We start from the raw sequence: 24,975 nt of genomic DNA on the forward strand, positions 1-24,975 counted from the left end.
ACAGTCCGGCCTTGAGATTCGGCCGAACAATCGGAACTCGACCGACAAGAGGGGACTGTGGTGCGCATGGGATGGAAGAGGCCGACATATGAGGGCCGTCCGTACGACCGGCCCGAGGAGGAGCTGGTCGATCAGGGGCTGCGCTTCGACATCGGGACGCTGCTGAGCCGGCGGGGCGTGCTCGCCGCGGGGGCGGGCGCGGCGGTGGCCGGACTGGCCGCGTGCAATGCCGACGAGAGCGGTGCCGGCGACGCGGCGGATTCAGGGGACCTCGCGGAGATCCCGGAGGAGACCGCGGGGCCGTATCCGGGCGACGGCTCGAACGGCGCGGACGTGCTGGAGCAGAGCGGGGTCGTGCGCAGCGACATCCGGTCGAGCTTCGGGACGGGCACCGCCACGGCCGAGGGGGTGCCGATGACGCTCGAGCTCACGGTCTACGACCTGGCGAACGGCAACGCCCGCTTCGAGGGCGTGGCCGTGTACGTGTGGCACTGCGACCGCGACGGCGAGTACTCGATGTACGCCGAGGGCCTGGAGGAGGAGAACTACCTGCGCGGCGTGCAGATCGCCGACGCCGACGGGCTCGTGTCCTTCACGAGCGTCTTCCCGGCCTGCTACGACGGCCGCTGGCCCCACATCCACTTCGAGGTGTACCCCGACGAGGCGTCCATCGCCGACAGCGCCAACGCGATCGCGACCTCGCAGGTGGCGCTGCCGCAGGACGTGTGCGACACGGTGTACGCCGAGAGCGGCTACGAGCGGTCCGCCGAGAACTTCGCGCGGGTGTCGCTGGACTCGGACAACGTCTTCGGCGACGACGGCGGCGAATCGCAGCTCGCTGCGGTGTCCGGGGACGTCGCCGGCGGCTACACCGTGTCGCTCCCGGTCGGCGTCGACACCACGACCGAGGCCGGAGGCGGCGGTCAGGCGCCCTCCGGTGACGGCGGTCCTGGTGCGGGCGGGCCGGGCGGGGACGGCGGTCCCGGTGGCGGCGGCGAGCCGCCGTCGGACATGGGCTCCCCCGGCGACTCCGAGGGCTGACCCGACCGTCAGTGCAGGACGACCAGGCCGGTCTCGCCGAAGAGCGTGGCCGCGAGTGAGGCGCGGTTCCCGGCCTTGAGCGGGAGCTTCGCGCCGATCGCCTCCAGGGGCGTCTCGATCCGCTCCGGGTCGGGGTGGACCGCTTCGAGGCCGACGAACGGCACGACCGGCAGCCCCGCGGACGGGTGCGGTGTGGCGCCCCAGTCGATGAGGAACGGGACGAGGCCGGTGCGGCCCTGCCCGCGGTCGAGCGTGAGCCGCCAGGTGAGGCGGTCCCCCGCCGGGGTCTGGCGCGACAGCTCCCACGGGTCGCCCGGGTCGTATCCGGCGGCGCGGGCCGCGGCCACCGCGGCGTCGACGTCCTCGACCCTGACCGCCCAGGTCACCAGCCGGGCCTCGCCGAGCGCGTCGATCCCGAAGGGGCGCGGGCCCTCCGGCTCGCCCTGCTCGGGGTCGGGGCCGACGATCTCGAGGTAGGCGCCGTCGCCGAGGCCGAGGAGGAAGTTCCGGGTGCCGAGCGCGGGGTGGGCGCCGCCGGGAACCGGTCGGGTCCCGGTGAGGCGGGCGACCTCGGCCACGGTGCCGGCGAGGTCGGGGGTGGCGAGGACGAGATGGTCGAGTGAGGACATGGGCCGCAGTTTAGTCACGCTGCGCCACAGCCGTAACGGCTGTCGCTCGAATCGGCGCGGAGAGGTTCAGCGGGGCGGGTCGGTGAGGGCCTTGAGCATCTCGTCGGTCGGTTCGGCGAGCACCCGCTCGGCCGCTTCGCGCGCCTCGGTCTCGCCGGGCGTGTAGTCGACGCGGCAGCCGTCGGCGGTGAACGCGGCGTCGGCGGGCGGGTCGCCCTCGCGGCGCATGAGGTCGCCGATGCCGTTCTCCAGCAGCCCGAAGGCGTGCTCGGCGGCGGTCACGGCGGCGGCGCGGATCTCCTCGATCGGGTCGCCGGAGAGCACCCGGTGCACGTTGACCTCCACGAGGATGTACTGGGTGTGCATCAGCTGCGAGGCGACCAGCCGCGCGGTCAGCGCGGGGTTGCCCTCCTCGATGAGGCCCTCGGCGAGTTCGACGGCCGAGCGGCGCCGGTAGTCCATGGCGCTCACCATCAGCGAGGGCGTGGACGCCAGCAGGCCCTGCACCTTGAGGAACATGGGGTTGTCGCTGAGCCCGGTCTGCGGCGCGCCGCGTTCGAGCAGGTGGAGGTAGTGCTCCCGGAGGGCCGCGTGCGGGGTCTGCCCGCGGCGGCGCTCGCGCACGACCCGGGCGGCGTCGCCGGTGTGGTGCCGCATGCCGCCGATGACGAGGTCCTCCTTGGTCGGGAAGTAGTTGAAGACGGTCGCCTTCGAGACCTCGGCGACCGCCGCCACCTCGGCGACGGAGACGTTGTCGTAGCCGCGCTCGGTGAACAGCTCCAAGGAGGTCGCCTTCAGCAGCTCCCAGGTCGCGTTCTTCTTCCGCTCGCGCAGGCCGGCTCGTCGCTCCACACCATTACTGTACCAGATCGAAATATGCGCCGGGAAAAAACTTGTACCCGGTCAAATTCCACTGCTATGCTCGCCGACATGACAGGAAACCCACCCGCGACACCGGCCCGCGAGGGCGCCGACCCCGGCGAGGAGGCCGTGCCAGAGGGCTCCATCGTCCGGCTCCTCGTCGAGTACCTCCGGCCCCACCGGCGCCTCGTCGCGCTCACCGTCGTCTTCCAGATCGTCCAGACGATGGCCACCCTCTACGTGCCGACCCTCAACGCCGACCTCGTCAACAACGGCGTCGCCACCGGCGACACCGACTACGTGCTGCGCCACGGCGCCTTCATGCTCGCCGTCACCCTCGTGCAGATCGGCGCCGCCGCCTTCGCCGTCTACTTCGGCGCCAGGGCCGCCATGGGCCTCGGCCGCGACCTCCGCGCCGCACTGTTCTCGCAGGTCCAGCGCTTCTCCGCCACGGAGATGGACCGGTTCGGCGCGCCCTCGCTCATCACCCGCACCACCAACGACGTCACCCAGATCGTCACCATGCTCGTCATGGCGCTCACGATGCTGCTGACCGCCCCGATCGCCGCCTTCGGCGGCCTCGCGCTCGCGCTCAGCCTCGACGTCCCCATGACCGGCGTCCTCCTCGCCGCCGTCCCCGTCGTCGCGCTGGTCGTCTTCCTCATCGTCCACGCGATGATCCCCGCCAGCCGCGTCATGCAGCGCTGCATCGACGGGATCAACCAGGTCATGCGCGAGCACATCACCGGCATCCGCGTCATCCGCGCCTTCGTCCGCGACGGCCACGAGCAGCGCCGCTTCGCCGCGGCCAACACCGAGCTCACCGACGCCTCGCTCCGCGTCGGGCGCGTGCAGGCCTTCTTCGGCGCCACCGCCATGGTCTTCGGCAACCTCACCTCGATCGCCATCGTCTGGATCGGCGCCGGCCGCATCGCCGACGGCTCCATGCAGATCGGCGACCTCATCGCCTTCCTCACCTACGCCGGGCAGATCCTCGGCGCGGTCATGATGTCCATGGGCGTGTTCATGATGGCCCCGCGCGCGAAGGTCGCCGCCGGCCGCATCCGCGAGGTCCTCGACACCAGCCCGGGCATCCACGACCCGGCCGAGCCCGTCACCGAACTCCCCGGCCCCGGCGAACTCGACGTCACCGGCGTCGCCTTCCGCTACCCCGGAGCCGAGGAGGCCGTGCTCCGCGAGGTCGACCTCATCGCGCGCCCCGGCCAGACCACCGCCGTCATCGGCTCCACCGGCTCGGGCAAGACCACCCTGCTCCACCTCATCCCCCGCCTGTTCGACGTCGGCGCCGGGTCGATCCGCGTCGACGGCGTCGACGTGCGCGAGATGGACCGGGCCCTCATCGCCCGCACCATCGGACTCGTCCCCCAGCGCGCCTACCTGTTCTCCGGCACCGTCGGCTCCAACCTCCGCTACGGCGACCCCGACGCGAGCGACGAGACCCTCTGGCGCGCTTTGGAGACCGCCCAGGCCGCCGACTTCGTCCGCGCCATGCCCGACGGCCTCGACACAGTGATCGGCCAGGGCGGCACCACCGTCTCCGGCGGCCAGCGCCAGCGCCTCGCCATCGCCCGGACCCTGGTGGCGCGGCCCAGGATCTACCTGTTCGACGACTCCTTCTCGGCCCTGGACACCGCCACCGACGCGGCGCTGCGGGCCGCGCTCGCCACCGAGATCGCCGACGCGGCGCAGGTGATCGTGGCCCAGCGGGTCGCGACCATCCGCGACGCCGACCGGATCGTGGTGCTCGACGCCGGCCGGGTGGTCGGCACCGGCACCCACGAGGAGCTGCTGGCGACCAATCCGGTGTACGCCGAAATCGTCACTTCCCAACTCACCCTTCAGGAGGCGATATGACCATGCGCGGCGGACCGGGTGTGCCGGTCCTGAAGAAGGCGGACGACTTCCGCGGCACGGTCCGGCGGATCTTGCAGCTGCTGCGCCGCGACCGGCTGCGGCTGGCCTCGGTGATCGGCTTCGGCGTCCTCATGGTGTGCGGGATGCTGTCGATCCCGACGGTGCTCGGGCGCGCGACGGACCTGGTGATCGAGGGCACGGCCTCGGGCGAGCTGGACTTCGGTGCGCTGGGCCGGATGCTCGGGCTGGCGGTGGCGCTGGCGCTGGGCACGTTCCTCATCACCGTCCACAACGGGCGCACGATCGCGAGGCTCGCGCAGGGCATGGCGTTCGGGCTGCGGGCCGAGGCGGACCGGAAGGTCTCCTCGCTCCCGTTGGGGTACTTCGACTCGCGTTCGCGCGGTGAGGTGCTCTCGCGGGTCACCAACGACATCGACAACCTGACGCAGACGGTGGGGCAGGTGACCCAGCGGATCGTGCAGGGGCTGCTGTTCATGATCGGCGTGCCGATCATGATGCTCACGATCTCGCCGCTGCTGACGCTGGTGGTGATCTTGACGATGCCGCTGACGGTGCTGGCGACCCGGTTCATCGGCAGGCGGAGCCAGCCGCGGTTCGCGAAGCAGTGGGCGACCACCGGCAAGCTGAACGGCCATGTCGAGGAGATGATCACCGGGCACCAGCTGGTGACGCTGTTCGGCCGCCAGGCGCAGGGGGCGGCCACGTTCGAGCGGCAGAACGAGGAGCTGTACGAGAACTCGGTGCGGGCCCAGTGGGTGGCCGGGCTGCTCGGTCCGGCGATGGCGTTCCTGGGTTCGGTGACGTACGTGCTCGTGGCGGTGGTCGGCGGCTTGCAGGTGGCGGCCGCGGTGCTGTCCTTCGGGCAGATCCAGGCGTTCATCCAGTACACCGGGCAGTTCTCGAACCCGTTGAACATGCTGGCGGCGCTGTTCGGCCAGGTCCAGTCGGCGGTGGCCTCGGGCGAGCGGGTCTTCGAGTTCCTCGACGCCGAGGAGCAGTCGCCGGAGCCGGCGGTGGTCGACGCCGCGCTGGCGGCGGTGGACGGCCGGGTGGCGTTCGAGGACGTCTCGTTCCGGTACCTGGAGGACGAGCCGCTGATCGAGCACCTGTGGCTGGCGGCGGAGGCGGGCCAGACGGTGGCGATCGTGGGGCCCACGGGGGCGGGGAAGACGACGCTGGTGAACCTGCTCATGCGCTTCTACGATCTGGACGCGGGCCGGATCACCGTGGACGGCGTCGACGTGTCCACGGTGGAGCGGGAGCGGCTGCGGCGCAGGATCGGCATGGTCTTGCAGGACACGTGGCTGTTCGACGGCACGATCGCGGAGAACATCGCGTACGGCAGGCCGGAGGCGACCCGCGAGGAGGTGGTGGCGGCCGCGTCGGCGGCGCACGCCGACCACTTCATCCGGACGCTGCCGGAGGGCTACGACACGGTGGTGGGCGCCGAGGAGGGCAGTCTGAGCGCCGGGGAGCGCCAGTTGGTGACGATCGCTCGGGCGTTCCTGATCGATCCGTCGATCCTGATCCTGGACGAGGCGACGAGTTCGGTGGACACCCGCACCGAGATGCTCGTGCAGCAGGGGATGGTCGCGTTGCGGCAGGGGCGCACGAGTTTCGTGATCGCCCACCGGTTGTCGACGATCCGGGACGCGGACGTGATCGTGGTGATGGAGCACGGCCGCGTGGTCGAGCAGGGGGCCCATGAAGCGCTGCTGACCTCGGGCGGGGCGTACGCGCGCCTGTACGAGGCGCAGTTCGCGCAGCCGGCGGTCGAGGAGGAGGAGCCGGCGGGCCGTCCTTGACCGATCGCCGCGTCGCCGCGGGGAATGCGGTGTCTCAAAAGGGGTTCCGGTGTCTCGGGCTGCACGGCCCGGGGCGCCGGGACCATGTTCGCCGAGGCGGCGGCGATCGGTCGCCGAGACTGCGGTGATCCGGCGGCGATCGGTCGGCACCGCGCCATGAGGCCAGTGCGGCCGGTCTCGTCGGCACCGCGGCACGGAGCCGGAAAGTGCGGCCGGTCTCGCCGCCGCATCATGGTGCCGATGCGGCCGGTCTCGTCTGCGGCGGTTCGGGTCAGATCGTGAGGGCCTGTCCGTCGGGGAGGCGCCGGTAGGCCCCTCGGAAGAGGTGTTCGAGCCTTCGGTCGACCGTCGCGAGGCCGATGTCGCTGAGGGAGGCGTCGTGGATGGGGATCACGGCGGGGGCGTCGACGGCGCGGAGGTAGTCGACGACTTCGGCGATCTTCGACCAGGGCGCGGCCACCGGCGCGAGCAGGAGCCGGATCGGGAAGTCCGGCACGGTGAAGGCGTCGCCGGGGTGGAACACGCCGTCGACGAGGTAGCCGACGTTGGGGACGCGCGGGAGGTCGGGGAGGACGACCGCGTGGTGTCTGCCGAGGACCTTGACCTCGGTGCCGGCTTCGGGGACGGCGTCGCCTTCGCTCACGACCGAGACCGGGAGGTCCATGAGGGTCTCGGCGACCGCGGTGGGACCGTAGAGGCGGGTGCCGGGCCGGTCGTTGAGGAGCCGGCGCAGTTCGGCCTCGTTGCAGTGGTCGGCGTGCTGGTGGGTGATGAACACGGCGTCGACGCCGTCGAGGGCCGCCGGGTCGGAGTAGACCCCGGGGTCGATCGCGAGGGAGCCTTGGTCGGTGTCGAGGCGGACGCAGGCGTGCCCGAATCTGGTCAGTCGCATGGTCTCACCGTAGGTCGCGGTGGGGCGGCCCGCGGGCCGGTCTCCGGGAATCCCGGAGCGGTGCCGGTGGGCGGGTTCAGCTCAGGGCCGTGAAGGTGCCGTAGGCGACGCTGGTGGCGACGGCCGCCGCGCACGCGGTGAGGGCCAGCGCGGCCACTGCCCAGTCGGCGGGGCGCATCCGCTGGACGCGCGCGTAGGTGCGCGGGGTCTGGGAGTCGAAGCCGCGCGCGTCCATGGCGGCGGCGAGGCGTCCGGCGCGGCGGATCGCGCCGACGAGGAGGGTGAACATCGTGGAGGCGAACAGGCGGGCGCGCCGCAGCGGGTTCCAGCCGCCTTCGAGGCCGCGGGCGCGGCGGGCGGTGGTGATCTGGCGCCATTCGGCGGCGAGGAGCGGCAGGAGCCGGAGTGCGGCGAGCGAGCCGAGGGTGAACCGCGGCGGGGCCTTGAGCTGCTGTGTGAGGGCGTCGGCGAGGTCGGTCGGGTCGGTGGTGGCGAAGACGAGCACTCCGGCGGTGGCGGCGACGAGGACGCGCAGGCCGATCGCGACGCCGCCGACGAGGGCGTCCTCGCTGATGGTCAAGGGCCCCAGGGTGATCAGGATGCGGCCGGTCTGCTCGGCGGCGAAGATCGCGTTGACGATGACGACGGTGCCGGCGGCGAGCCACAGCCATCGGAGCCGGTGCGCGAGGGCGCCGATCCTGATGCCGGTGAACGGGAGCGTGACGACGAGCATCGCGAGCAGGAGGAGGGGCGTGAGCCAGTCGGCGGCGACGAGCGCGGTGATGGTGACGGCGGCGACGGCGAACACCTTCGCGACGGGGTTGACGCGGGCGATCGGCGAGTGCGGCGCGCAGATGGGAACGAGTGTCAGCACGCGGGCCTCCCAGAGCGGGCGCACGCCGCCGCGACACCGACGAGGGCACGGCGGCCGGTCGGGCTCGGGAATGCCGCATGGTTCGTCCTCGCGCCGGTCGGAGTCGTGCACCCGCGCAGCGCGGTCGGGATCGGAACCGGGGCCGGGGCCGCGATCGGACCGACGGCCCGGCCACGGTGGTGGCGACGGTTCGGGAAGCGCGATGCCACGGGCCGGAAGGCACCCGGCGAAGCGGTCCGGGCCGCCCACCTCCTAGCCTGCTGGACCGCGAACACAGGGATACCCCCATGCAGAGCCCGGCACCGGTAGTGACCGCCGTTCGGGAGGCGCAACACCACGGGCCCGAACGCATCCGGCGAAGCAGTCCGGGCCGCCCACCTCCGAGACCGCTGAGCCACGGGCGCAGGGCTACCCCCATGCAGGACCCAGCACCGGTAGTGACCGCCGTTCGGGAGGCGCAACACCACGGGCCCGAAGACACCCGTCAAAGCGGACCGGGCCGCCCACCTCCGAGACCGCTGAGTCTCCGGCGCAGGGCTACCCCCATGCGGGACCCGGCCACGGTGGTGACCGGGGTGCGGCGGGGGCGCGATCAGGGTGGCGAAGGTCGGGCTCATCGGCGCACCTCTTCGGTGATGCGGCCTTCGCCGAGGATGAGTTCGCGTCCGGCGAGGGCGGCGGCGAAGTCGCGGTCGTGCGTGACCGCGAGGAGCGCGGTGCCTTCGTCGCGGATGTCGGCGGTGAGGTCGACGAGTTCGCCCCAGGTGCGCCGGTCCTGGCCGAAGGTGGGCTCGTCGAGCAGCAGCACGCCCGGTGCGGCCGCGAGGGCGCCGGCCACCGAGAGCCGCCGGGCCTCGCCGCCCGAAAGCGTGTGGGGGTTGGCGAGGGCCAAGGGCGCCAGGCGGAGTCGTTCGAGGAGTTCGTCCACGCGGGCGTCGGTGCGGTCCTTCGACCAGCCGGCCTGCCGCGGCCCGAAGGCGAGCTCGTCGCGGACGGTGGCGGTCACGAACTGGTGCTCGGGGTCTTGGAAGACGGTGCCGACGCGGGTGGCGAGCCGCCTCGCCGGGAGCCGGTGCAGCGGCCGGGTCTCGCCGGGGACGGTCGCCTGTCCCCTGGTCGGGCGGGCGAGGCCGCCCGCGAGGAGGGCGAGCGTGGATTTGCCGGAGCCGTTCGGTCCGGTGATCGCGAGGAGTTCGCCTTCGCGCGCTTCGAAGGAGACGCCGTCGAGGGCGGGCCGCTCGGTCCCGGGGTAGGCCAGCGCGAGGTCTTCGCCGCGCAGGGCCGTCGGTCCGGCGGTGCGGGCCGCTCGGACCGGCAGGGGCAGGTCGGGGACCCAGACGCCTTGGGCGGCGAGGGCTTCGCCGTGTTCGGCGAGGACCGCGGCGGCGGGTCCGTCGGCGATGGGGGCGCCGCCGGGGCCGAGGGCAACGACCCGGTCGACGAGGTCGAGGATGTCGGCGACGCGGTGCTCGACGACGATCATGGTCGCCTCGGTGTCGGCGAGGGTGTTCCGGAGCGCCTCGCGGACGCTCCGGGCGCCTTCGGGGTCGAGGTTCGCGGTGGGTTCGTCGAGGAGGATCAGGTCGGGGCGACGGGCGAGGACGCCGGCGAGGGCGAGCCGCTGCTGCTCGCCGCCGGAGAGGGCGTGCGTGTCGCGTTCGGGTCCGTAGGGGAAGCCGACGGCGTCGAGGGCGCGGTGGACCTCGGTCCAGATGCGGTCCGGGGGGAGGGCCTGGTTCTCGAGTCCGAATGCGACGTCGTCGCCGCTGCGGGCCATGATGAGTTGCGTTTCGGGGTCCTGGAAGAGGATGCCCACGCGTTCGCGCTGGTCGGCGACGGGCTTGCCGTCGAGGAGGACCTCGCCGTCCTGCTCGCCGGAGTCGCCGGTGAGGAGCCCGGCGAGCGCGGCGAGCAGGGTGGACTTGCCCGACCCGGAGGGGCCGAGCAGGAGCACCCGCTCGCCGGGCTCGACGCGCAGGTCGACGTCCGCGACGGCTTTGGCGCGGCGTCCGGCGTGGCGCCAGGCGAAGCCGCGGAATTCGACCGAGATCACGGCGGGGTCAGATCCGGGCCCGTTCGCGGCCGGCGGGGAACCGGTCGAGTACGCCGGTGGGGAGCATGGCCTTGACGAGGGCCTGGGATCCGAGTCCGGCGACGAGCGCGCCGGAGAGCATGGCGAGCACGAAGTAGGGGATCTGGAACTCCCACAGGCCGGTGGCCGCGTAGTAGTTGCGGATGTCGAAGGTGGCCAGGGCGACCGCGGAGAGCGCGCCGCCGAGGAGGGCGACGGCGGTGTTGTAGCGGCGGTAGCGGGTGGAGGCGAACGCGAGTTCGCCGCCGAGGCCTTGGAGGAGGCCTTGGAGGATGACCGCGGCGCCCCAGTAGGCGCCGAGGAGGGCCGAGACGGTGGCGGCGAGGCCTTCGGTGAACAGGCCGGCGCCGGCGCGGCGGACGATGAGCGGGGCGAGGACGGCGGGGATGAGCCACACGCCGTTGATGATCGACTTCAGGGGCGGGTAGAAGGCGAGGACGGGTTCGAGGCCGGTCCAGACGAATCCCCAGGCCCAGAAGACGACGCCGAAGGCGACGGCGAGGACGGCGCAGGTGAGGATGTCGACGGTGCGCCAGCGGGCTGGGGCGAGGGCGTTGCTGTCGGCGGGCATGGGCTTGCCTTTCGGAGTCTGCGGACAAGGCGCGACAGCGGCGACGACGACTTCCTACGCCGGTATGACCCGGATCAGGTGCGAGGGTCTGCGGTCGGTTCCGCACTCTCAGCCAATCGGCTCCCCTGTCGGCTTCGACGTTAACACCAAGTGGTGCGGTCGTAGCGGGTGCGCGGGTCGGGGGTGACGCGCGGGATGGGGCGCGGCGGCGGGGCGGGCGCGCCGTAGATTGCTCGGATGACGACTGAACGGGAATGGGAGCTGGTGCGCCGGGTCGTGGAGGCGCTGCCGGAGGGCACCTGGACTTCGTACGGGGATCTGGCCGAGCTGATCGGGACCGGGCCGAGGCAGGTCGGGGCGTACATGCGGGACGGGGACGTCGGGCGGGCGTACCGGGTGCTGACGGCGGGCGGTACGGTGTCGGAGGGTTTCCGCTGGTCGGACGGCCGCACCGGCAAGGATGTGCCGGACCTGCTGCGCGAGGACGGCGTGAAGGTGAACGCGAGGGGCAGGGCCGACCGGTCCCAGCGCATGTCGGTCTACGACCTGAAGCTCCTGGCGGCCGAACTCGAAGCGGATGACCCGTCACCATCCGACGATGATTTCAGTATTTAACCCGCAAAATCATGATATTTCCGGTCTAAGGGACCCCTGGCGTAAAAGTACACGTGTGGTGTGACATCGTCCCTTCGAACAGAACGCGAATGCGATTCGTGCGGACGGCGAACGCGCGGCGGGCGGCGGGCGGTCCGAAAAACGCGCGGCGGCGTTCTGCGGGGAACGCGGCGAAGGGTCGGGGCCATTCGTCTGCGGCGATGCTTCGCGGTCGCGAATCGAGAGCGACTCCGGCACGACCGGAGTGCGCGCGGTTCCGAGTGCAGGGGGGTCTCCCGGATCCGCGGGTTGAGTGCGGTCGGCGGATCTTCGCGGTCGCGACTCGGGCGCGACCGGCGTGCACTCGGCTCCGAGTGCGCAGGTCTCCCGAATCGGCGGATTCAGCGCGGTCGGTGGTGCGGGGCGGGCCGGTCGCGTCGTAGTGATGGGGTACAACGGTCGGTATGGCGGCAGACAGCACAACGGGAAACAACGGGGAATCGCTCGGCGCGCACGAACACGGAACACTGCGCGAGGAGGCCGAGGCGCTCCTGCGGGCCCTCGCCGGTGACCACGCGCGGCTGCGCGAGGACCAATGGCGGGCCATCGAGGCCCTGTGCGGCTCCGCCGCACAGGAACCACAGCGCCCCGATCAGACCGGCGAACCGAGCCGCGAGCCGCGGCCCGTCGGCCGGCGCGTGCTCCTGGTGCAGCGCACCGGGTTCGGCAAGTCCGCCGTGTACTTCACCGCCACCTCGCTCCTGCGCCGCCGCGACGCCGGCCCCACCGTCATCGTCTCTCCCCTGCTGGCGCTCATGCGCAACCAGATCGAGGCCGCCCAGCGCGCCGGCGTGCGCGCCCGCACCATCAACTCCGCCAACCCCGAGGACTGGGACGCCATCGCCGAGGCGATCGCCGAAGACGCCGTGGACGTGCTCCTCATCAGCCCCGAGCGGCTCAACAACCCCGCCTTCCGCGACTACCAGCTCCCGAAGCTCGCCGCCGGCTGCGGGATGCTCGTGGTCGACGAGGCCCACTGCATCTCCGACTGGGGGCACGACTTCCGGCCCGACTACCGGCGCATCGCCTCCTTCCTCCACGACCTGCCCGCGGCCGTCCCCGTCCTCGCGACCACCGCCACCGCGAACGCGCGCGTCTCCGACGACATCGCCGAGCAGCTCGACCGCTCCGGCGAGCCGACGCTCGTACTACGAGGCAGCCTCGACCGCGAGTCGCTGCGCCTGTCCGTGGTCAACATGCCCGACAACGCCCACCGCCTCGCCTGGCTCGACGAGCACCTGCCGAAGATGGACGGCTCGGGCATCGTCTACACGCTCACCGTGGCCGCCGCCGAGGAGGTCAGCGACTACCTCAACGGGCGCGGCCACACCGTCGCCTCCTACACCGGCCGCACCGACAACGCCGAGCGCCTCGAACGCGAGGAGGACCTGCTCGGCAACCGGATCAAGGCGCTCGTGGCGACCAGCGCGCTCGGCATGGGCTTCGACAAGCCCGACCTCGGCTTCGTAGTCCACTTGGGAGCGCCCTCCTCCCCCGTGGCGTACTACCAGCAGATCGGCCGCGCCGGCCGCGCCCGCGACCGCGCCGAGGTGGTCCTCATGCCCGGCAGCGAGGACCGCGCGATCTGGGACTACTTCGGGTCGCTCTCGTTCCCGGCCGAGGAGGCGGTGCGCCGGACCCTGGACGTGCTCGCCGCCGAGGGCCGGGCCCTGTCCACCGCCGCGCTCGAGACGCGTGTGGACCTGCGCCGCTCCCGGCTGGAGATGATGCTGAAGGTCCTCGACGTGGACGGCGCGGTGCGGCGGGTCAAGGGCGGCTGGGAGTCCACGGGCGAGCCGTGGGCCTACGACGCCGACCGGTACGCGAAGGTCGCCGCCGCCAGGCGCCACGAACAGCAGCGGATGCTCGCCTACGAGGCGACCGACCGGTGCCGCCTGGAGTTCCTGCGCGCCGAGCTCGACGACGCCGAGGCCGCGCCGTGCGGGCGCTGCGACAACTGCACCGGGACCCGCACGGAGGCGAAGGTCTCGGCCGAGGCGGCCGAGGGCGCGGCGGCGGCCCTGTCGAAGCCGGGCGTGGCGTTCGAGGCGAAGCGCATGTGGCCCACCGGGTTGCAGGCCATCGGGATCGACCTGAAGGGGAAGATCCCGGTCGACAAGGGCGCCGAGACGGGCCGGGCGCTCGCGCGGCTGTCGGACATCGGCTGGGGCGGTCCGCTGCGGGCGCTGCTGTCGGACGGCGCCGACCGCGAGGTCCCCGAGGACGTGTTCGCCGCGGTGGTGAAGGTGCTCGCGGCCTGGGACTGGTCGGACCGGCCCTCGGCGGTGGTCTCGATGGGCTCGCTCTCGCGCCCGCGCCTGGTGAACGGCCTGGCCGAGCGGATCGCGGCGCTCGGCCGCATGGAGTACCTGGGGGCGCTGGGCCGCACGCCGGAGGCCGGCTCGGGGGCGCCCCGCGCCAACAGCGCGCAGCGCCTCCAGCAGGTCCTGCACGCGTTCACCGTGGACTTCCCGGTGCCCGCGTCGAGCGTGCTGCTGGTGGACGACGTGCGTGACAGCGGATGGTCGATGACCGTGGCGGCCATGCGGTTGCGCGAGGCGGGCGCCTCGGCGGTGCATCCGCTGACGCTGGCCTTGCAGGCGTGATCCGTGACCCAAGGGTCCTGATTTACGGCGGCGGGCCCGGCGGTGATCCGCCGGGCCCGCCGCGCGGGGTCTACAGCGCGCCGAGGAGCGCCGGGAGGTAGCCCTGGCTGTGGCCGCTGGCGTTCGGGTGGTACGGGATCTCCGAGACCGTCAGGCCGTGGAGCCACGGCGGGGAGCCGCAGATCTCGTGGCCCGAGAACTCGTCGCGCACGTCCACATAGGTGAACCCGTGCGCCGCGGCCGCGGACTCGATCACCGAGGAGAGCAGGTCGGCGGCCTGGTTGATGCGCACCTGCTCGGCGATGCTGATGAGCCCGAGGGCGTCGCAGTGGTTGACCGCCGCGAACAGCCGCGGGTAGCCGAGCACGTAGACCTCGGCGTTCGGCGCGTTCTGGGCGATCGCGGCGTAGACCGCGTCGAGCTTCGCGGGCAGCTCCTGTGTGGCCTTGCGCTCGGCCTCCTCGATGTCGGGGGTGCAGTTCTTGAACGGGAGGATGCAGGCAATGATCACGTCGACCCAGCCGACGTCGTTGCCGCCCACGCTGATCGAGACCAGGTCGGTGTCCGCGTCGAGGTGGCCGACCTGACCGGCGAGCACGTCGCCGGTCTTCGCGCCGCCGCAGGCGGCGAAGTCGAGGTCGGCGCCCAGCTCCTGGGAGAGCAGCCAGGGGTACGCGTTCTGCGAGCGCTGGCAGGAGAGGTCGAGGTAGGACCCCGCGCCGGAGCCCGAGGCGTAGGAGTCGCCGAGGGCGACGTAGTCGAGGGTCTCCTCTTGCGCTTGGGCCGCAGTCGGTATGAACAACAGTGGGAGGAGGAGGGCGGCGGCCGTGGCCGCGACGAGTCGGAGTCGGCGCATGGGGGGAGTTCCTTTGCGAGTCGGCGTTGACTTGACCCATATTGTGAACTCGCCGGTAACTTGTGCGACACCCCAAGACAGTAACAAATCGGGAACTTTACATATCTCGTTCTTTAACGGTGCGTTCGCGGAGGTCGCGGGCATGTCGCGCCGCCGCAGCGGGCGGCCTGCGGCGAAACGGGCGCCCGGGCCGCCCCGCTCCCCTAGGCTGGCGGCATGGGTGCACCCGCGGCGCCGCGGCGCCAGAGCATGTCCGACCAGGCCCTCATCGAGGGCACCGGAGCGGACTGGAAGACCTGGCTGGCCCTCCTCGACGAACGGGGAGCGGCCGCCCTCGACCACGCCGCCATCGCGCGGATGGTGATGGAGGAGTTCGAGATCGACGGCTGGTGGGCGCAGTCCATCACCGTCGGATACGAGCAGGAGCGGGGCCTTCGCGAAGCCGGCCAGCGCGCCGACGGCACCTACAGCGCCACCGCCTCCAAGACCGTGAACGCCCCGATCACCACGGCCTTCGAGCACGTGGCCGACCCCGACTCGCAGGCCGCGTGGCTCGGCGACCTCGAACTGTCGCAGCGCTCGGCGACGCCGCCCAAGTCGGTCCGGTTCGACGCCTCGGACGGCAGCCGGGTCTTCGCGAACCTCACCGCCAAGGGCGAGGCGAGGACGGCGGTGCAGGTCGAGATCGCGAAGCTCGACTCGGCCGCGGACGCCGAGGCGGCCAAGGCCGCGTGGAAGGCGCGCCTCGACCGCCTGGCACAGCGGTTCGAGGCTTAGCGGGTTCGAGACTTAACGGTTCGAGGTCTAGCAGTTCGAGGCTTAAAGGCTCAGGTCTTCGCGGCGGGGGCCGCGGCGTCGGTGGCCTCCACGGGCGGGACCGGACCGGTGCCCTTGCGTCCGCGCGAACGCGAGATCGCGACGCCGACCAGCGCCAGCGCGCCGCCGGCGAGGGTCAGCCAGGTCGGGACCTCGCTGAGCAGGAGCCAGGACATGCCCACGACGATCGCGGGGACCACGTACGTGGTCGCGCCCAGTTTCCCGGCGGTGGTGTACCTGAGGGCGTATCCCCAGGTGAGGAAGGCCAGCGCGGTCGGGATCAGGCCGAGGTAGAGCACGTGGAGGGTCGCCGAGGTCGGGGCGGCGTCGAGTTGGGAGGCCAGGAGCGGGGCGAACGGCAGGCACAGGACGGCGGCGATGGCGTTGCCGAACGCGGTGAACTGGAGCGAGGAGCAGTGCTGGAGGGTCGGTTTCTGGACGACCACGCTGATGGCGTAGGTGATGGCCGAGACCAGGCACAGCAGGACGCCGGCGACCGAGGCGGCACCGTGCTGGGACATCGAGAGGCTGACGACGGCGACGCCGGCGAAGGAGACGGCGATGCCGAGGAAGAGGCGGGGCGGGAAGCCCTCTTTGAGGATCCAGCCGCCGAGGAGGGCGATGAGGATGGGGCCGATGTTGACGACGAGTGCGGCGGTGCCGGCGTCGACGAGCTGCTCGCCCCAGTTGAGGGCGATCATGTACACGCCGAACCAGAGGACGCCGGCGGTGAGGATGCCGGGCCAGGCGCGGCGGCCGGGCAGGCCCTCGCGGCGGACGGCCCAGACGGCGAGGAGGACGACGGCGGCGACGGCGGCTCTGCCGAGGGTGAGGGGGCCGGGGTCGAGGTGCCTGCCGGCGTCGCGGATGGAGACGAAGGCCGAGGCCCAGCACAGGACGGTGACGCCGATGGCAAGCGCGGCACGGGTGTTGATTCGCTCGCTCATGGGCGGCGGCTCCTCGCGGTGGGCGGCGGGCGGCCTGGTGGGGCACGGGCGCCTGGGCGGTTCGGCGGTCAGCCGGGGGCGCGGTCGGCGCCGCGGTAAACCTAGCACCGGGGGCGGTTTCGGGGCATCCGTTATTCGACTGGGGAACCGGGCGGCGGCGGGCGGCGTCGAAGGGACATGATGGGACACATGACAGTGCAACGGTTCATTCCGATCGCGGCGGTGTTCGCGCTGGCGGCGTGCGGGCAGGGCGCCGGTTCGGGCGATTCGGGTTCGGGCGATGTCGGGTCGCCGCCGGGCGGGGGGACGACGGATTCGGTGCTCTACCAGGGCGCTTTGACGGTGCTCCAGGACGCGGAGGGCGAGGTGCCGGAGCTGTGCGGGGTGGTCGCGGAGTCGTACCCGCCGCAGTGCGCGGGCCTGCCGGTGAGCGGCTGGGACTGGGACTCGGTCGAGCACGAGGAGGCCTCGGGGGTGCGGTGGGGCTCGTTCCTGGTGACCGGTTCGTTCGACGGCGAGTCGCTGGTGCTGACCGAGGAGCCGGTGCCGACCGCGGAGATCGACATGGCCGACTACCCCGATCTCCAGTACACCGAGCCGGAGATCGGGGAGCCGGCGGAGGACTTGAGCGTCGAGGAGTTGCAGGCGATCGCCGACGAGCTGGTGGCGGAGTTCCCGGTGTACGTGGTCGGGGGCTGGGCGGACGAGCAGAACGGGGTGGCGCTGGTGGACGCGCTGCTGGTGACGCCGGAGTTGGAGGCGTACGTGCAGGAGCGCTTCCCGGAGGGCACGGTGGCGTTCTCGCAGATGCTCAAGCCCGTGGAGTAGCCGCGAAAGCGTTATCCGAACGTTGTCGCCGCGCGGGGGCGGACCCGGGAGCGTGACCGGTAACTTGGGGCGGGCCGGAACGCATTCGGGAGAGGGAGCCTGGCGATGAGTCGCACCGATGTCAGCTACGTGGAGAGCGTCAGCCCTGGAAGCGGGCGGTGCGCGCCCCGGGCCGCGGCGGATTCGGACGCGGCCGCGCTCGCCCTCGACGGCGAGTGGCGGTTCCGGCTCGGGGCCGGGCTGCACGACCTCGCCGAGGGCTTCGAGGACCCCGGCTTCGACGCGAGCGGCTGGGACGGTGTCGCGGTCCCCTCCATGTGGCAGATGCACGACCTCGACGGCGAGGCCCCCTACGGCAGGCCGCAGTACACCAACACGTACTACCCGTTCCCGGTCGACCCGCCGCGGGTCCCCGACGCGAACCCGACCGGCGAGTACCGCCGCGTCTTCGACCTCCCCGCCGACTGGCCCGACACCGGCCGCACCGTCCTGCGGTTCGAGGGCGTCGACTCCTGTTTCGCCGTGTGGCTCAACGGGACGCGCCTGGGCGACGGCAAGGGCTCGCGCCTGCCGACCGAGTTCGACGCCACCGATCATCTGCGCCCGGGGGCGAACACCGTTGCCGTCCGCGTCCACCAGTGGTCCGCCGGGTCCTATCTGGAGGACCAGGACATGTGGTGGCTGTCGGGGATCTTCCGGCCCGTCGCCCTCCTCCACCGCCCCGAGGGCGGCGTCGGCGACCTGTTCGTCCACGCCGGCTACGACCACCGGACGGGCCTGGGCTCGCTCACGGTGGACGCGCCCGAAGGCGCCCGCGTCACCGTCCCCGAACTGGGCCTCGACATCGCCGCGGGCGAAACCGTCGAAGTGCCGGTCGAGCCGTGGACGGCCGAGACGCCGCGCCTGTACGACGCGGTCGTGGCCACCGCGACCGAGCGGGCCTCGGTCCGCGTCGGCTTCCGCACCGTCGCGGTCGAGGGCGGCGTGCTCAAGGTCAACGGCCGCCGCCTCCTCCTGCGCGGGGTCAACCGCCACGAATGGGACCCCGACCGCGGCCGGACCCTCTCGGTCGAGACGATGCGCCGCGACCTCGAACTCATGAAGCGGCACAACGTCAACGCCGTCCGCACCAGCCACTACCCGCCCGACCGGCGCTTCCTCGACCTGTGCGACGAGCTCGGCGTCTGGGTCGTGGACGAATGCGACCTGGAGACCCACGGCTTCGTCCACCACGGCTGGCGGCAGAACCCCTCCGACGAGCCGATGTGGCGCGAGGCCTACCTCGACCGCATGGCGCGCATGGTCGAACGCGACAAGAACCACCCCTCCGTCGTCATGTGGTCCCTCGGCAACGAGAGCCACACCGGGCAGAACCTCGCCGCGATGTCCCACTGGGCCAAGGAACGCGACCCCGGCCGCCCCCTCCACTACGAAGGCGACTGGGACAGCGGCTACGTGGACGTCTACAGCCGCATGTACGCCGACCACGCCGAGACCGACCGCATCGGCCACCGCACCGAGGCCCCGACGAAGGACCCCGCGCTCGACGAGCACCGCCGAGGCCTCCCCTTCATCCTCTGCGAGTACGCGCACGCCATGGGCAACGGCCCCGGCGGCATGAGCGAGTACCAGCGCCTGTTCGAACAGCACGACCGCTGCCAGGGCGGGTTCATCTGGGAGTGGATCGACCACGGCGTGCGCCGCCGCACCAAGGACGGCCGCGAGTGGTTCGCCTACGGCGGCGACTTCGGCGAGCCGATCCACGACGGCAACTTCGTGATCGACGGACTCGTCTTCCCCGACCGCGTGCCCTCCCCCGGCCTCGCCGAGTTCAAGAAGGTGGTCGAACCCGTCCGCATCGGCGCCGACGCGGGCACGCGCACCATCGCCGTGACCAACCGCCGCGACTTCGCCGACACCGCCGACCTGCGGTTCACCTGGACCGTCGAGGACGGCGGCCGCCCCGTCGCCCACGGCGAACTCGACCTCCCCGCGATCGACGCCGGCAACGCCGCCGTCGTGCCCTTCCCCGCGGGAATCACCGGCGAGGCCGAAGGCGAACGCTGGCTCACCGTCCGCGCCGTCCTCGCCGAGGACGCGCCCTGGGCCGGGGCCGGACACGGGATCGCCTGGGGCCAGGCGCGACTCGCCTCGGCCGAGCGGGCGGCCCCGACCGGGTCCACCGCCGCGCCGACGGCGCTGGATCGCGGCTGGCGGCTCGGGGACGCCGCATTCGACGCGCTCGGGCGCCTGACCTCCCTGGGCGGCCTGGAACTCGACGGCCCCCGCCTCGACCTGTGGCGCGCGCCCACCGACAACGACCTGCGCAGCTGGCACACGCCGCTCGCCGACCGGTGGAAGAGCCGCAACGCGGCCCTGCACCGCCTGGAGCACAAGGTCCTCGACATCGACGCGAACGAGGGCGGGCTCACCGTCGCCACCCGCGTCGGCGCCGCCGGGGCCGCCCTCGCCATGGACGCGGTCTACCGCTGGCGCCTCGCCGGGAACCGGCTGTGGCTCACCGTGGAGGTCAACCCCAAGGGCGAGTGGGACTTCCCGCTGCCGCGCCTGGGCGTGCGCATGGCCGCGCCGAAGCACCTCGACCACGTCTCCTGGTTCGGCGGCGGGCCCGGCGAGGCCTACGCCGACACGCGCGAGGCCGCCCGCGTCGGCCGCTTCGAGGCCGGCGTCGCCGAACTCCAGACCCCGTACGTCTTCCCGCAGGAGAACGGCTCCCGCATCGACGTGCGCAGCGCGACCCTCACCGGACGCGGACAGACCTTCACCGTGCTCGGCGCGCCGCACTTCGCGCTCACCGTGCGGCCGTGGACCAGCGAGGACCTCGAAGCCGCCGGGCACCGGAGCGACCTCGTCGAACGCGACCGGCTCTTCCTCAACCTCGACGCGGCACTCCAGGGCATGGGCTCGGCCGCGTGCGGCCCCGGCGTCCTGCCCGAGCACCGGCTGCTCGCCGGGCCCACCGCGTTCAGCCTCGGATTCGAGGCCTGAGGCAACCGCCGGGACGCACGGATGGGGGCCGACCGCAGTGCGGTCGGCCCCCATCCAGCCGTCAGCGTCTCCTGGGCTGCTGCGGCTCGTCTATCGGCGCTCGTCGCGCCCGCCTTCGTCGGTGAGGCGTTCCTTGGCGTCGCGGAGCTTGTCCTGGCCGCCCTCGCGGGCGTCGTGGAACTTCTCCTTGGCCTTGCCCTTGAGCTCGTCGCGATGACCCTCGTTCTCAAGGCTCTCGTTGTCGGTCGCGTCGCCCAGCTTCTGCTTCGCGCGACCCTTCATCTGCTCGGCCTTGTCCTTCGCCTTGTCGAAAGCGCCCATGTGCTCCGTCCTCTCCGCGAGTGTTGTGACCAATGGGGTACCCGTGCCGCGCTGGACGACACCTTTCCTGGTCAGCACCCTCGAACGGCGGGCGATACGCACCGGGCTGGTCGCCGCGGCGTGCCCCTCGGCCAGGGCCGTGAAGTCAGGAGTAGAACGTCGTCCGCCTGCGGGCAGCAGCGGAGAAGCGAGTGGCGGGCGGGACTCGCGCGGGGGCAGAATGCCGGGGTGACCTCTTCGATCCCCTTCGCGATCCGCCCCGTCCTCCTCGCCGAGCACGACGCGCTCGGCGAACTGACCGTCCGGTCCTACCTCGCCGGCGACCTGCTCATCGGCGGGCCCGACGACCCGTACGCGCCGCGCCTGCGCGACGTCGCCCACCGGGCCGCCGGGGCGCACGTGATCGTCGCGGCCGAGCCCGACGGGGCCCTCCTCGGCGGCGTCACGCTCGCGTTCCCCGGCAGCCCGATGGCCGAACTCGCCGGACCCGGTGACGCCGAGATCCGGATGCTCGCGGTCGACCCGGCCGCGCAGGGCCGCGGCGTCGGGTCGGCGCTGGCGGCCGCGTGCGTGGAGCGGTCGCGGGCCGAACCGGGGATCGGGCGCGTCGTCCTGTGCTCGCAGCGGCAGATGCGCACCGCCCACCGCATCTACGGGCGGCTCGGCTTCACGCGCGCGCCGGGCCTGGACTGGACGCCCGCGCCCGGCGTCGACCTGTGGGCGTTCGCCCTCGACCTCTAGAGCATCGCGGCGAAGTCGCGCTTGTAGCCGGCCAGGGCCTGGTCGACCTCGCCTTCGGCGAGCCCGTACTGCGCCAGCTCGTGCTTGCGGCCGTGGGTGCGCCCGGCGAGCGAGGCCTCCAGCGCGCCCTGTTCCGCAGCGCCCCAGGGCGCTTCGAGGCGGGCGAAGAGCGCCGGCAGTCGCTCCTGTGCCTCGTCGGTGAGGTCCCGGTAGGGGACGTCGATGAACGAGGAGGGGTGCATCCGGGAGCGCACGGCGCGGGCCCGGTCGATGCCGGTCGCGAAGAGCCCCAGCCACATCCGGCCCAGTTCCTGCGGGTCGACCTCGGCGTTGTTCAACGCGGAGGCGGTCTCGCTCATGTTGCACATCGAGGCGAGGGCCGCGGCCGGGTCGCGGTGGGTCCACAGGATCTGCGCGTCGGGGAAGACCTTCACGAGGGCGCCGAGCTGCCACAGGTGCGCGGGGGCGCGCAGGACCCAGCGGCGGCGCGGGCGCCCGTGCTGGAGCACCTGGAGCGCCTGCTTGAGGTAGCGGTAGTCGGCGGTGTAGTCGCGTTCGAGCATCCACTGCGCGTACCCGGGCGGCTGGGCGCTCACCAAGAGGCCCACGCCGTGCGGGAGGACCCGCACGCACGAGTCGGGCTTGTCGGGGTCCATGTCGTAGACCGCGGCGAAGGTGGGGACGGCCTTGCGGACGGCGCCGACGGTGCGCTCGGCGCGGCGGCGCGGGTCGGCCGGGGCGCCTTCGAGGTCGGTGTGGATGAGTTCGCGCAGCAGCGGGGAGCGGTGGGCCTCGTGCCCGGCGAGGAGCCGCTGGAGCATCGTGGTGCCGGTGCGGGGGATGCCGGTGACGACGATCGGCCGGGAGATCGGCTCGTAGGCGATCTCGGGGTTGAGGGCGTGGAGCTTGCGCACGCGCAGGCGGTTCTCGAGCCGGTCGGTGACCTCCTGGACGGCGCCGAGCCAGCCGGTGAGGGTGAGCCCTTCGATCTCGGCGTGCCCGGCGAGGAGGACCCGCATGGCCTCGATGAAGTCCTCGTCGCCGTGCGCGGTGGAGCCGGTGCGCTGCTCGGCGTCGCGGACGGCGCGTTCGAGGACGCGGTCCACCTTCCCGCGGCGGCCGGCGATGGCGGGGGTGAGGACGGTGTTGACGGCCTTGATCCAGGGTGCGACTCGTTCCATTCGAACGACTCCTTTTGTCCCGCATGTGAATAAGAGGTGAGCCTACATTCAGGTTCGAATGCGGGCCCACCTCGGTGCGTCGATTGTGTCCGCGGCTAGCGGACCGGCTCGGCCTCCAGCGGGATCGACACGGACAGTTGCGGCGCGAGTTCGGCCACGAAGCGGGCCGAGAGGTGGTTGGAGTCGCGGTAGACGAGGATGTTGCCGATGACCACCGGGCAGGTGCCCTGGTCGAGGTCGCACAGCCACGGGATCGGGTCGACCACGGTGGCCCCGGCGTCGCCGATCGCGTCCATGAGGGACTCGCGCTCCTCCTCGGGCAGGACGATCACGTCCTCCATGTCCCCCACGCACACCCGGGCGTCGGTGGGGTTCTCGGCGAGGCAGTCGGGCACGTCCTTGATGAGGTCGGTCGAGTCGGCCATGTAGTAGACCCGGTCGGCGCTCTCCTGGAGGCGCTCGATGCTGTCGACCCAGCCGTCGGCCCAGGCCTGCGCGGGGTCGTCGGCGACGACCTCCTTGTGGTCGTAGGCGGAGGTCACCACGGCCTCGGGCTCGATGTCCTCCAGGAGGGCGAAAGCGTCGTCCTTCCACTCCTCGCACTCGGTGTAGCGGCGCTCGAGCTTCCAGTCGATCTCCTCGACCTCGGGGACCGAGCAGTTGGCCTTGGTCATGGCGAACAGCTTCCAGCCGGAGGCCTCGGCGAGCTGGTTCAGCGCCGGGAACCACTGCGCCGCATGGGAGTCGCCGAAGAGCACGATGGTCTTCTCGCCCTCGGGGTCGCCGTACCAGCAGCCGTCCTCCTGGACCTCGACCGCGTCGCGCTCGACCACGCACCCGTCGTCGTACAGCGAGGGCTGGTCGAGCCGGGCCTCCTCCAGCTGCGGGGTGAGGTTCGCCGGGACCACGTCCACATCGGAGGACTCGTCGAGGAGGTCCCAGACGGTGGTGCCGTTGCCGGTGACCTCCTGGGCCTCCTCGTTCGTCGCCGTCGGCATCGGCTGGAGCACCAGCATGAGCGAGACCGCCAGGGCCGCGGTGATGAGGCCGCCGCCCATCGCCAGCGCGCGCGAGGGCACCTGGATGAGGGGCCTGCGGGTGCGGATCGGGTTCTCCACCAGGTGGAATGAGGCGACGCTGAGCAGGAAGGCGGCGGCCATGAGCACGAGGTAGTGGCGCAGGCGCGGCTCCTCGACGCCGAGGATCGCCGGTCCGATCATCACCAGCGGCCAGTGCCACAGGTACAGGCCGTAGGAGATCTTCCCGATGTACTGGAAGGGCGCCAGGCGCAGCAGTGCGGTGGCGCCGAAGCGGTCGGGGGCGCATCCGGCGGCGATGACGAGCGCGGTGCCGGCCACCGGCAGCACGGCGGCGTAGCCGGGGAAGACGGTGCGCTCGTCGATGACGAGCACGGCGGCGAGGATGAGCGCCAGGCCGGTCCAGGAGGCGAGGGCGGCGGTCCACCGGGGGACGTGACGCAGGCGGGCGGCCGCGATGGCGACGAGCGCGCCGGCGGCGAGTTCCCATGCGCGGGTGTGGATGCCGAAGTAGGACCAGATGGGGTCGGGGCCGGACCGGGTGACGCTCAAGGCGAAGGAGGCGGCGCCGATGAGGAGGAGGACGGCGGCTATGGCGGTGGTGCGGCGGCGGTGGAGGTGGCCGCGCCGGGCGAAGCGCCCGCCCCAGATCCGCTTGGCGACCAGGGCGATCGCCAGGAGCAGGAGCGGCCAGGCGAGGTAGAACTGCTCTTCGACCGCGAGCGACCAGAAGTGCTGGAGCGGGGAGGGCGCGGTCTCGGCGTTGAGGTAGTCGGTGCCGGTCTGGGCGAGGCGGAGGTTGACGACGTTGAGCGCGGCGGTGGCCGCGTCGGCGGCGATTTCGCGCATTCTGGTGCGCGGCAGCCATATCCAGGAGGCGGCGAGGGTGGCCATGAGGACGAGGACCGCGGCGGGCAGGAGGCGCACGGCGCGGCGGGCGTAGAAGCCGGTGAGCGAGACGCGTCCGGTGCGGTCGATCTCGCGCAGCAGGAGTGAGGTGATGAGGAAGCCGGAGATGACGAAGAAGACGTCGACGCCGACGAAGCCGCCCTCGGAGTGGAAGAACCCGATGTGGGCGGCGATGACGGCGCCGACCGCGACCGCCCGCAGGCCCTCGATGTCGGGCCGCCAGTGCGAGGGGCGCGGCGCGCTCTTCGGTTCATCGGCGGCCTGGGGCGGCCGCTCCTGTAGTGGTGCGTCGGTCGAACGCATGCGTGTCGGTCTCCGAACGGTTCGTCGGGCGCTGCTCCTCCAGGTGGGCGTCCTGGAGCTGACTTCGGGCGTCGGGAGGCGGTTCCCGACGATAACACCGTCGGTC

General features: G+C 72.3%; 20 protein-coding genes and 1 riboswitch. Of the genes, 9 read left to right on the forward strand and 11 right to left on the reverse strand.

Annotated features, from left to right (window positions below; genetic code table 11):
* Nucleotides 1-66 precede the first annotated feature (66 nt).
* Nucleotides 67-1,041: an intradiol ring-cleavage dioxygenase gene (locus IF12_RS0115830; protein WP_030160017.1), complete on the forward strand. Its 975-nt coding sequence runs from the start codon at nt 67-69 to the stop codon at nt 1,039-1,041.
* 8 nt (nt 1,042-1,049) lie between these two features.
* Here the strand turns inward: IF12_RS0115830 and IF12_RS0115835 are convergent, their stop codons facing one another.
* Complete coding sequence (locus IF12_RS0115835; protein ID WP_030160021.1) at nt 1,050-1,670, reverse strand: VOC family protein; 621 nt, start codon at nt 1,668-1,670, stop codon at nt 1,050-1,052.
* A gap of 66 nt (nt 1,671-1,736) precedes the next feature.
* Complete coding sequence (locus IF12_RS0115840; RefSeq protein WP_081913644.1) at nt 1,737-2,522, reverse strand: TetR/AcrR family transcriptional regulator; 786 nt, start codon at nt 2,520-2,522, stop codon at nt 1,737-1,739.
* Between the two features lie 78 nt (nt 2,523-2,600).
* Between IF12_RS0115840 and IF12_RS0115845 the strand changes: the two genes are divergently transcribed.
* Nucleotides 2,601-4,406, forward strand: a complete 1,806-nt coding sequence (locus IF12_RS0115845) for an ABC transporter ATP-binding protein (RefSeq protein WP_081913669.1) — start codon at nt 2,601-2,603, stop codon at nt 4,404-4,406.
* On the forward strand, nt 4,403-6,232 hold the full coding sequence (locus IF12_RS0115850) for an ABC transporter ATP-binding protein (RefSeq protein WP_035749190.1): 1,830 nt from the start codon (nt 4,403-4,405) through the stop codon (nt 6,230-6,232). Before IF12_RS0115845 ends, IF12_RS0115850 begins: the two co-directional genes overlap by 4 nt.
* A gap of 271 nt (nt 6,233-6,503) precedes the next feature.
* Here the strand turns inward: IF12_RS0115850 and IF12_RS0115855 are convergent, their stop codons facing one another.
* The 4 genes from IF12_RS0115855 to IF12_RS0115870 form a co-directional block, all read right to left on the reverse strand.
* Nucleotides 6,504-7,124 (reverse strand): MBL fold metallo-hydrolase, encoded by a 621-nt coding sequence (locus IF12_RS0115855; protein WP_030160027.1) that lies wholly within the window; start codon nt 7,122-7,124, stop codon nt 6,504-6,506.
* A 76-nt stretch (nt 7,125-7,200) separates the two neighbouring features.
* Entirely contained in the window at nt 7,201-7,998 is a 798-nt protein-coding gene (locus tag IF12_RS0115860) for an energy-coupling factor transporter transmembrane protein EcfT (protein ID WP_030160028.1), read from the reverse strand.
* A gap of 613 nt (nt 7,999-8,611) precedes the next feature.
* A complete protein-coding gene (locus tag IF12_RS0115865) occupies nt 8,612-10,051 on the reverse strand; it encodes an ABC transporter ATP-binding protein (protein WP_030160030.1) in 1,440 nt (479 codons plus the stop codon).
* Nucleotides 10,052-10,058: 7 nt separating this feature from the next.
* Nucleotides 10,059-10,661, reverse strand: a complete 603-nt coding sequence (locus tag IF12_RS0115870) for an ECF transporter S component (RefSeq protein WP_030160032.1) — start codon at nt 10,659-10,661, stop codon at nt 10,059-10,061.
* Nucleotides 10,662-10,695: 34 nt separating this feature from the next.
* Nucleotides 10,696-10,798, reverse strand: a riboswitch (TPP riboswitch).
* Between the two features lie 100 nt (nt 10,799-10,898).
* Here IF12_RS0115870 and IF12_RS0115875 point away from each other — a divergent pair.
* Together IF12_RS0115875 and IF12_RS0115880 are read left to right on the forward strand one after the other, a co-directional pair.
* Nucleotides 10,899-11,276 carry an MGMT family protein gene (locus IF12_RS0115875; protein ID WP_030160034.1) on the forward strand — a complete coding sequence of 126 codons (378 nt, stop codon included), beginning with the start codon at nt 10,899-10,901 and terminating at the stop codon, nt 11,274-11,276.
* Nucleotides 11,277-11,719: 443 nt separating this feature from the next.
* Entirely contained in the window at nt 11,720-13,921 is a 2,202-nt protein-coding gene (locus tag IF12_RS0115880; RefSeq protein ID WP_081913645.1) for a RecQ family ATP-dependent DNA helicase, read from the forward strand.
* 70 nt (nt 13,922-13,991) lie between these two features.
* Here IF12_RS0115880 and IF12_RS0115885 read toward each other — a convergent pair whose 3' ends face one another.
* Nucleotides 13,992-14,777, reverse strand: a complete 786-nt coding sequence (locus tag IF12_RS0115885) for an SGNH/GDSL hydrolase family protein (RefSeq protein WP_030160038.1) — start codon at nt 14,775-14,777, stop codon at nt 13,992-13,994.
* Nucleotides 14,778-14,993: 216 nt separating this feature from the next.
* On the opposite strand from IF12_RS0115885, the gene IF12_RS0115890 reads away from it, so the two are divergent.
* A complete protein-coding gene (locus IF12_RS0115890; RefSeq protein ID WP_051704460.1) occupies nt 14,994-15,554 on the forward strand; it encodes a hypothetical protein in 561 nt (186 codons plus the stop codon).
* 50 nt (nt 15,555-15,604) lie between these two features.
* Here the strand turns inward: IF12_RS0115890 and IF12_RS0115895 are convergent, their stop codons facing one another.
* The gene (locus IF12_RS0115895) at nt 15,605-16,540 is read right to left on the reverse strand and encodes a DMT family transporter (RefSeq protein WP_051704461.1); all 936 of its coding nucleotides are present in this window, start codon (nt 16,538-16,540) and stop codon (nt 15,605-15,607) included.
* 189 nt (nt 16,541-16,729) lie between these two features.
* Here IF12_RS0115895 and IF12_RS24285 point away from each other — a divergent pair, with 189 nt between their 5' ends.
* Complete coding sequence (locus IF12_RS24285) at nt 16,730-17,368, forward strand: hypothetical protein (RefSeq protein ID WP_133884332.1); 639 nt, start codon at nt 16,730-16,732, stop codon at nt 17,366-17,368.
* Between the two features lie 105 nt (nt 17,369-17,473).
* Entirely contained in the window at nt 17,474-20,377 is a 2,904-nt protein-coding gene (locus IF12_RS0115905; protein ID WP_030160046.1) for a glycoside hydrolase family 2 TIM barrel-domain containing protein, read from the forward strand.
* 90 nt (nt 20,378-20,467) lie between these two features.
* Here the strand turns inward: IF12_RS0115905 and IF12_RS0115910 are convergent, their stop codons facing one another.
* Nucleotides 20,468-20,698 carry a CsbD family protein gene (locus IF12_RS0115910; RefSeq protein WP_030160048.1) on the reverse strand — a complete coding sequence of 77 codons (231 nt, stop codon included), beginning with the start codon at nt 20,696-20,698 and terminating at the stop codon, nt 20,468-20,470.
* A gap of 228 nt (nt 20,699-20,926) precedes the next feature.
* On the opposite strand from IF12_RS0115910, the gene IF12_RS26265 reads away from it, so the two are divergent.
* Complete coding sequence (locus IF12_RS26265) at nt 20,927-21,439, forward strand: GNAT family N-acetyltransferase (RefSeq protein WP_197034744.1); 513 nt, start codon at nt 20,927-20,929, stop codon at nt 21,437-21,439.
* Here IF12_RS26265 and IF12_RS0115920 read toward each other — a convergent pair.
* Together IF12_RS0115920 and IF12_RS26685 are read right to left on the reverse strand one after the other, a co-directional pair.
* Nucleotides 21,436-22,620, reverse strand: a complete 1,185-nt coding sequence (locus tag IF12_RS0115920; RefSeq protein ID WP_030160052.1) for a sulfotransferase — start codon at nt 22,618-22,620, stop codon at nt 21,436-21,438. The genes IF12_RS26265 and IF12_RS0115920 overlap by 4 nt on opposite strands.
* Before the next feature lie 95 nt (nt 22,621-22,715).
* Nucleotides 22,716-24,869 (reverse strand): acyltransferase family protein, encoded by a 2,154-nt coding sequence (locus IF12_RS26685; RefSeq protein WP_030160054.1) that lies wholly within the window; start codon nt 24,867-24,869, stop codon nt 22,716-22,718.
* Nucleotides 24,870-24,975 lie beyond the last annotated feature (106 nt).

This window comes from Glycomyces sp. NRRL B-16210 (assembly GCF_000719515.1).
Classification (GTDB): Bacteria; Actinomycetota; Actinomycetes; order Mycobacteriales; family Micromonosporaceae; genus Glycomyces.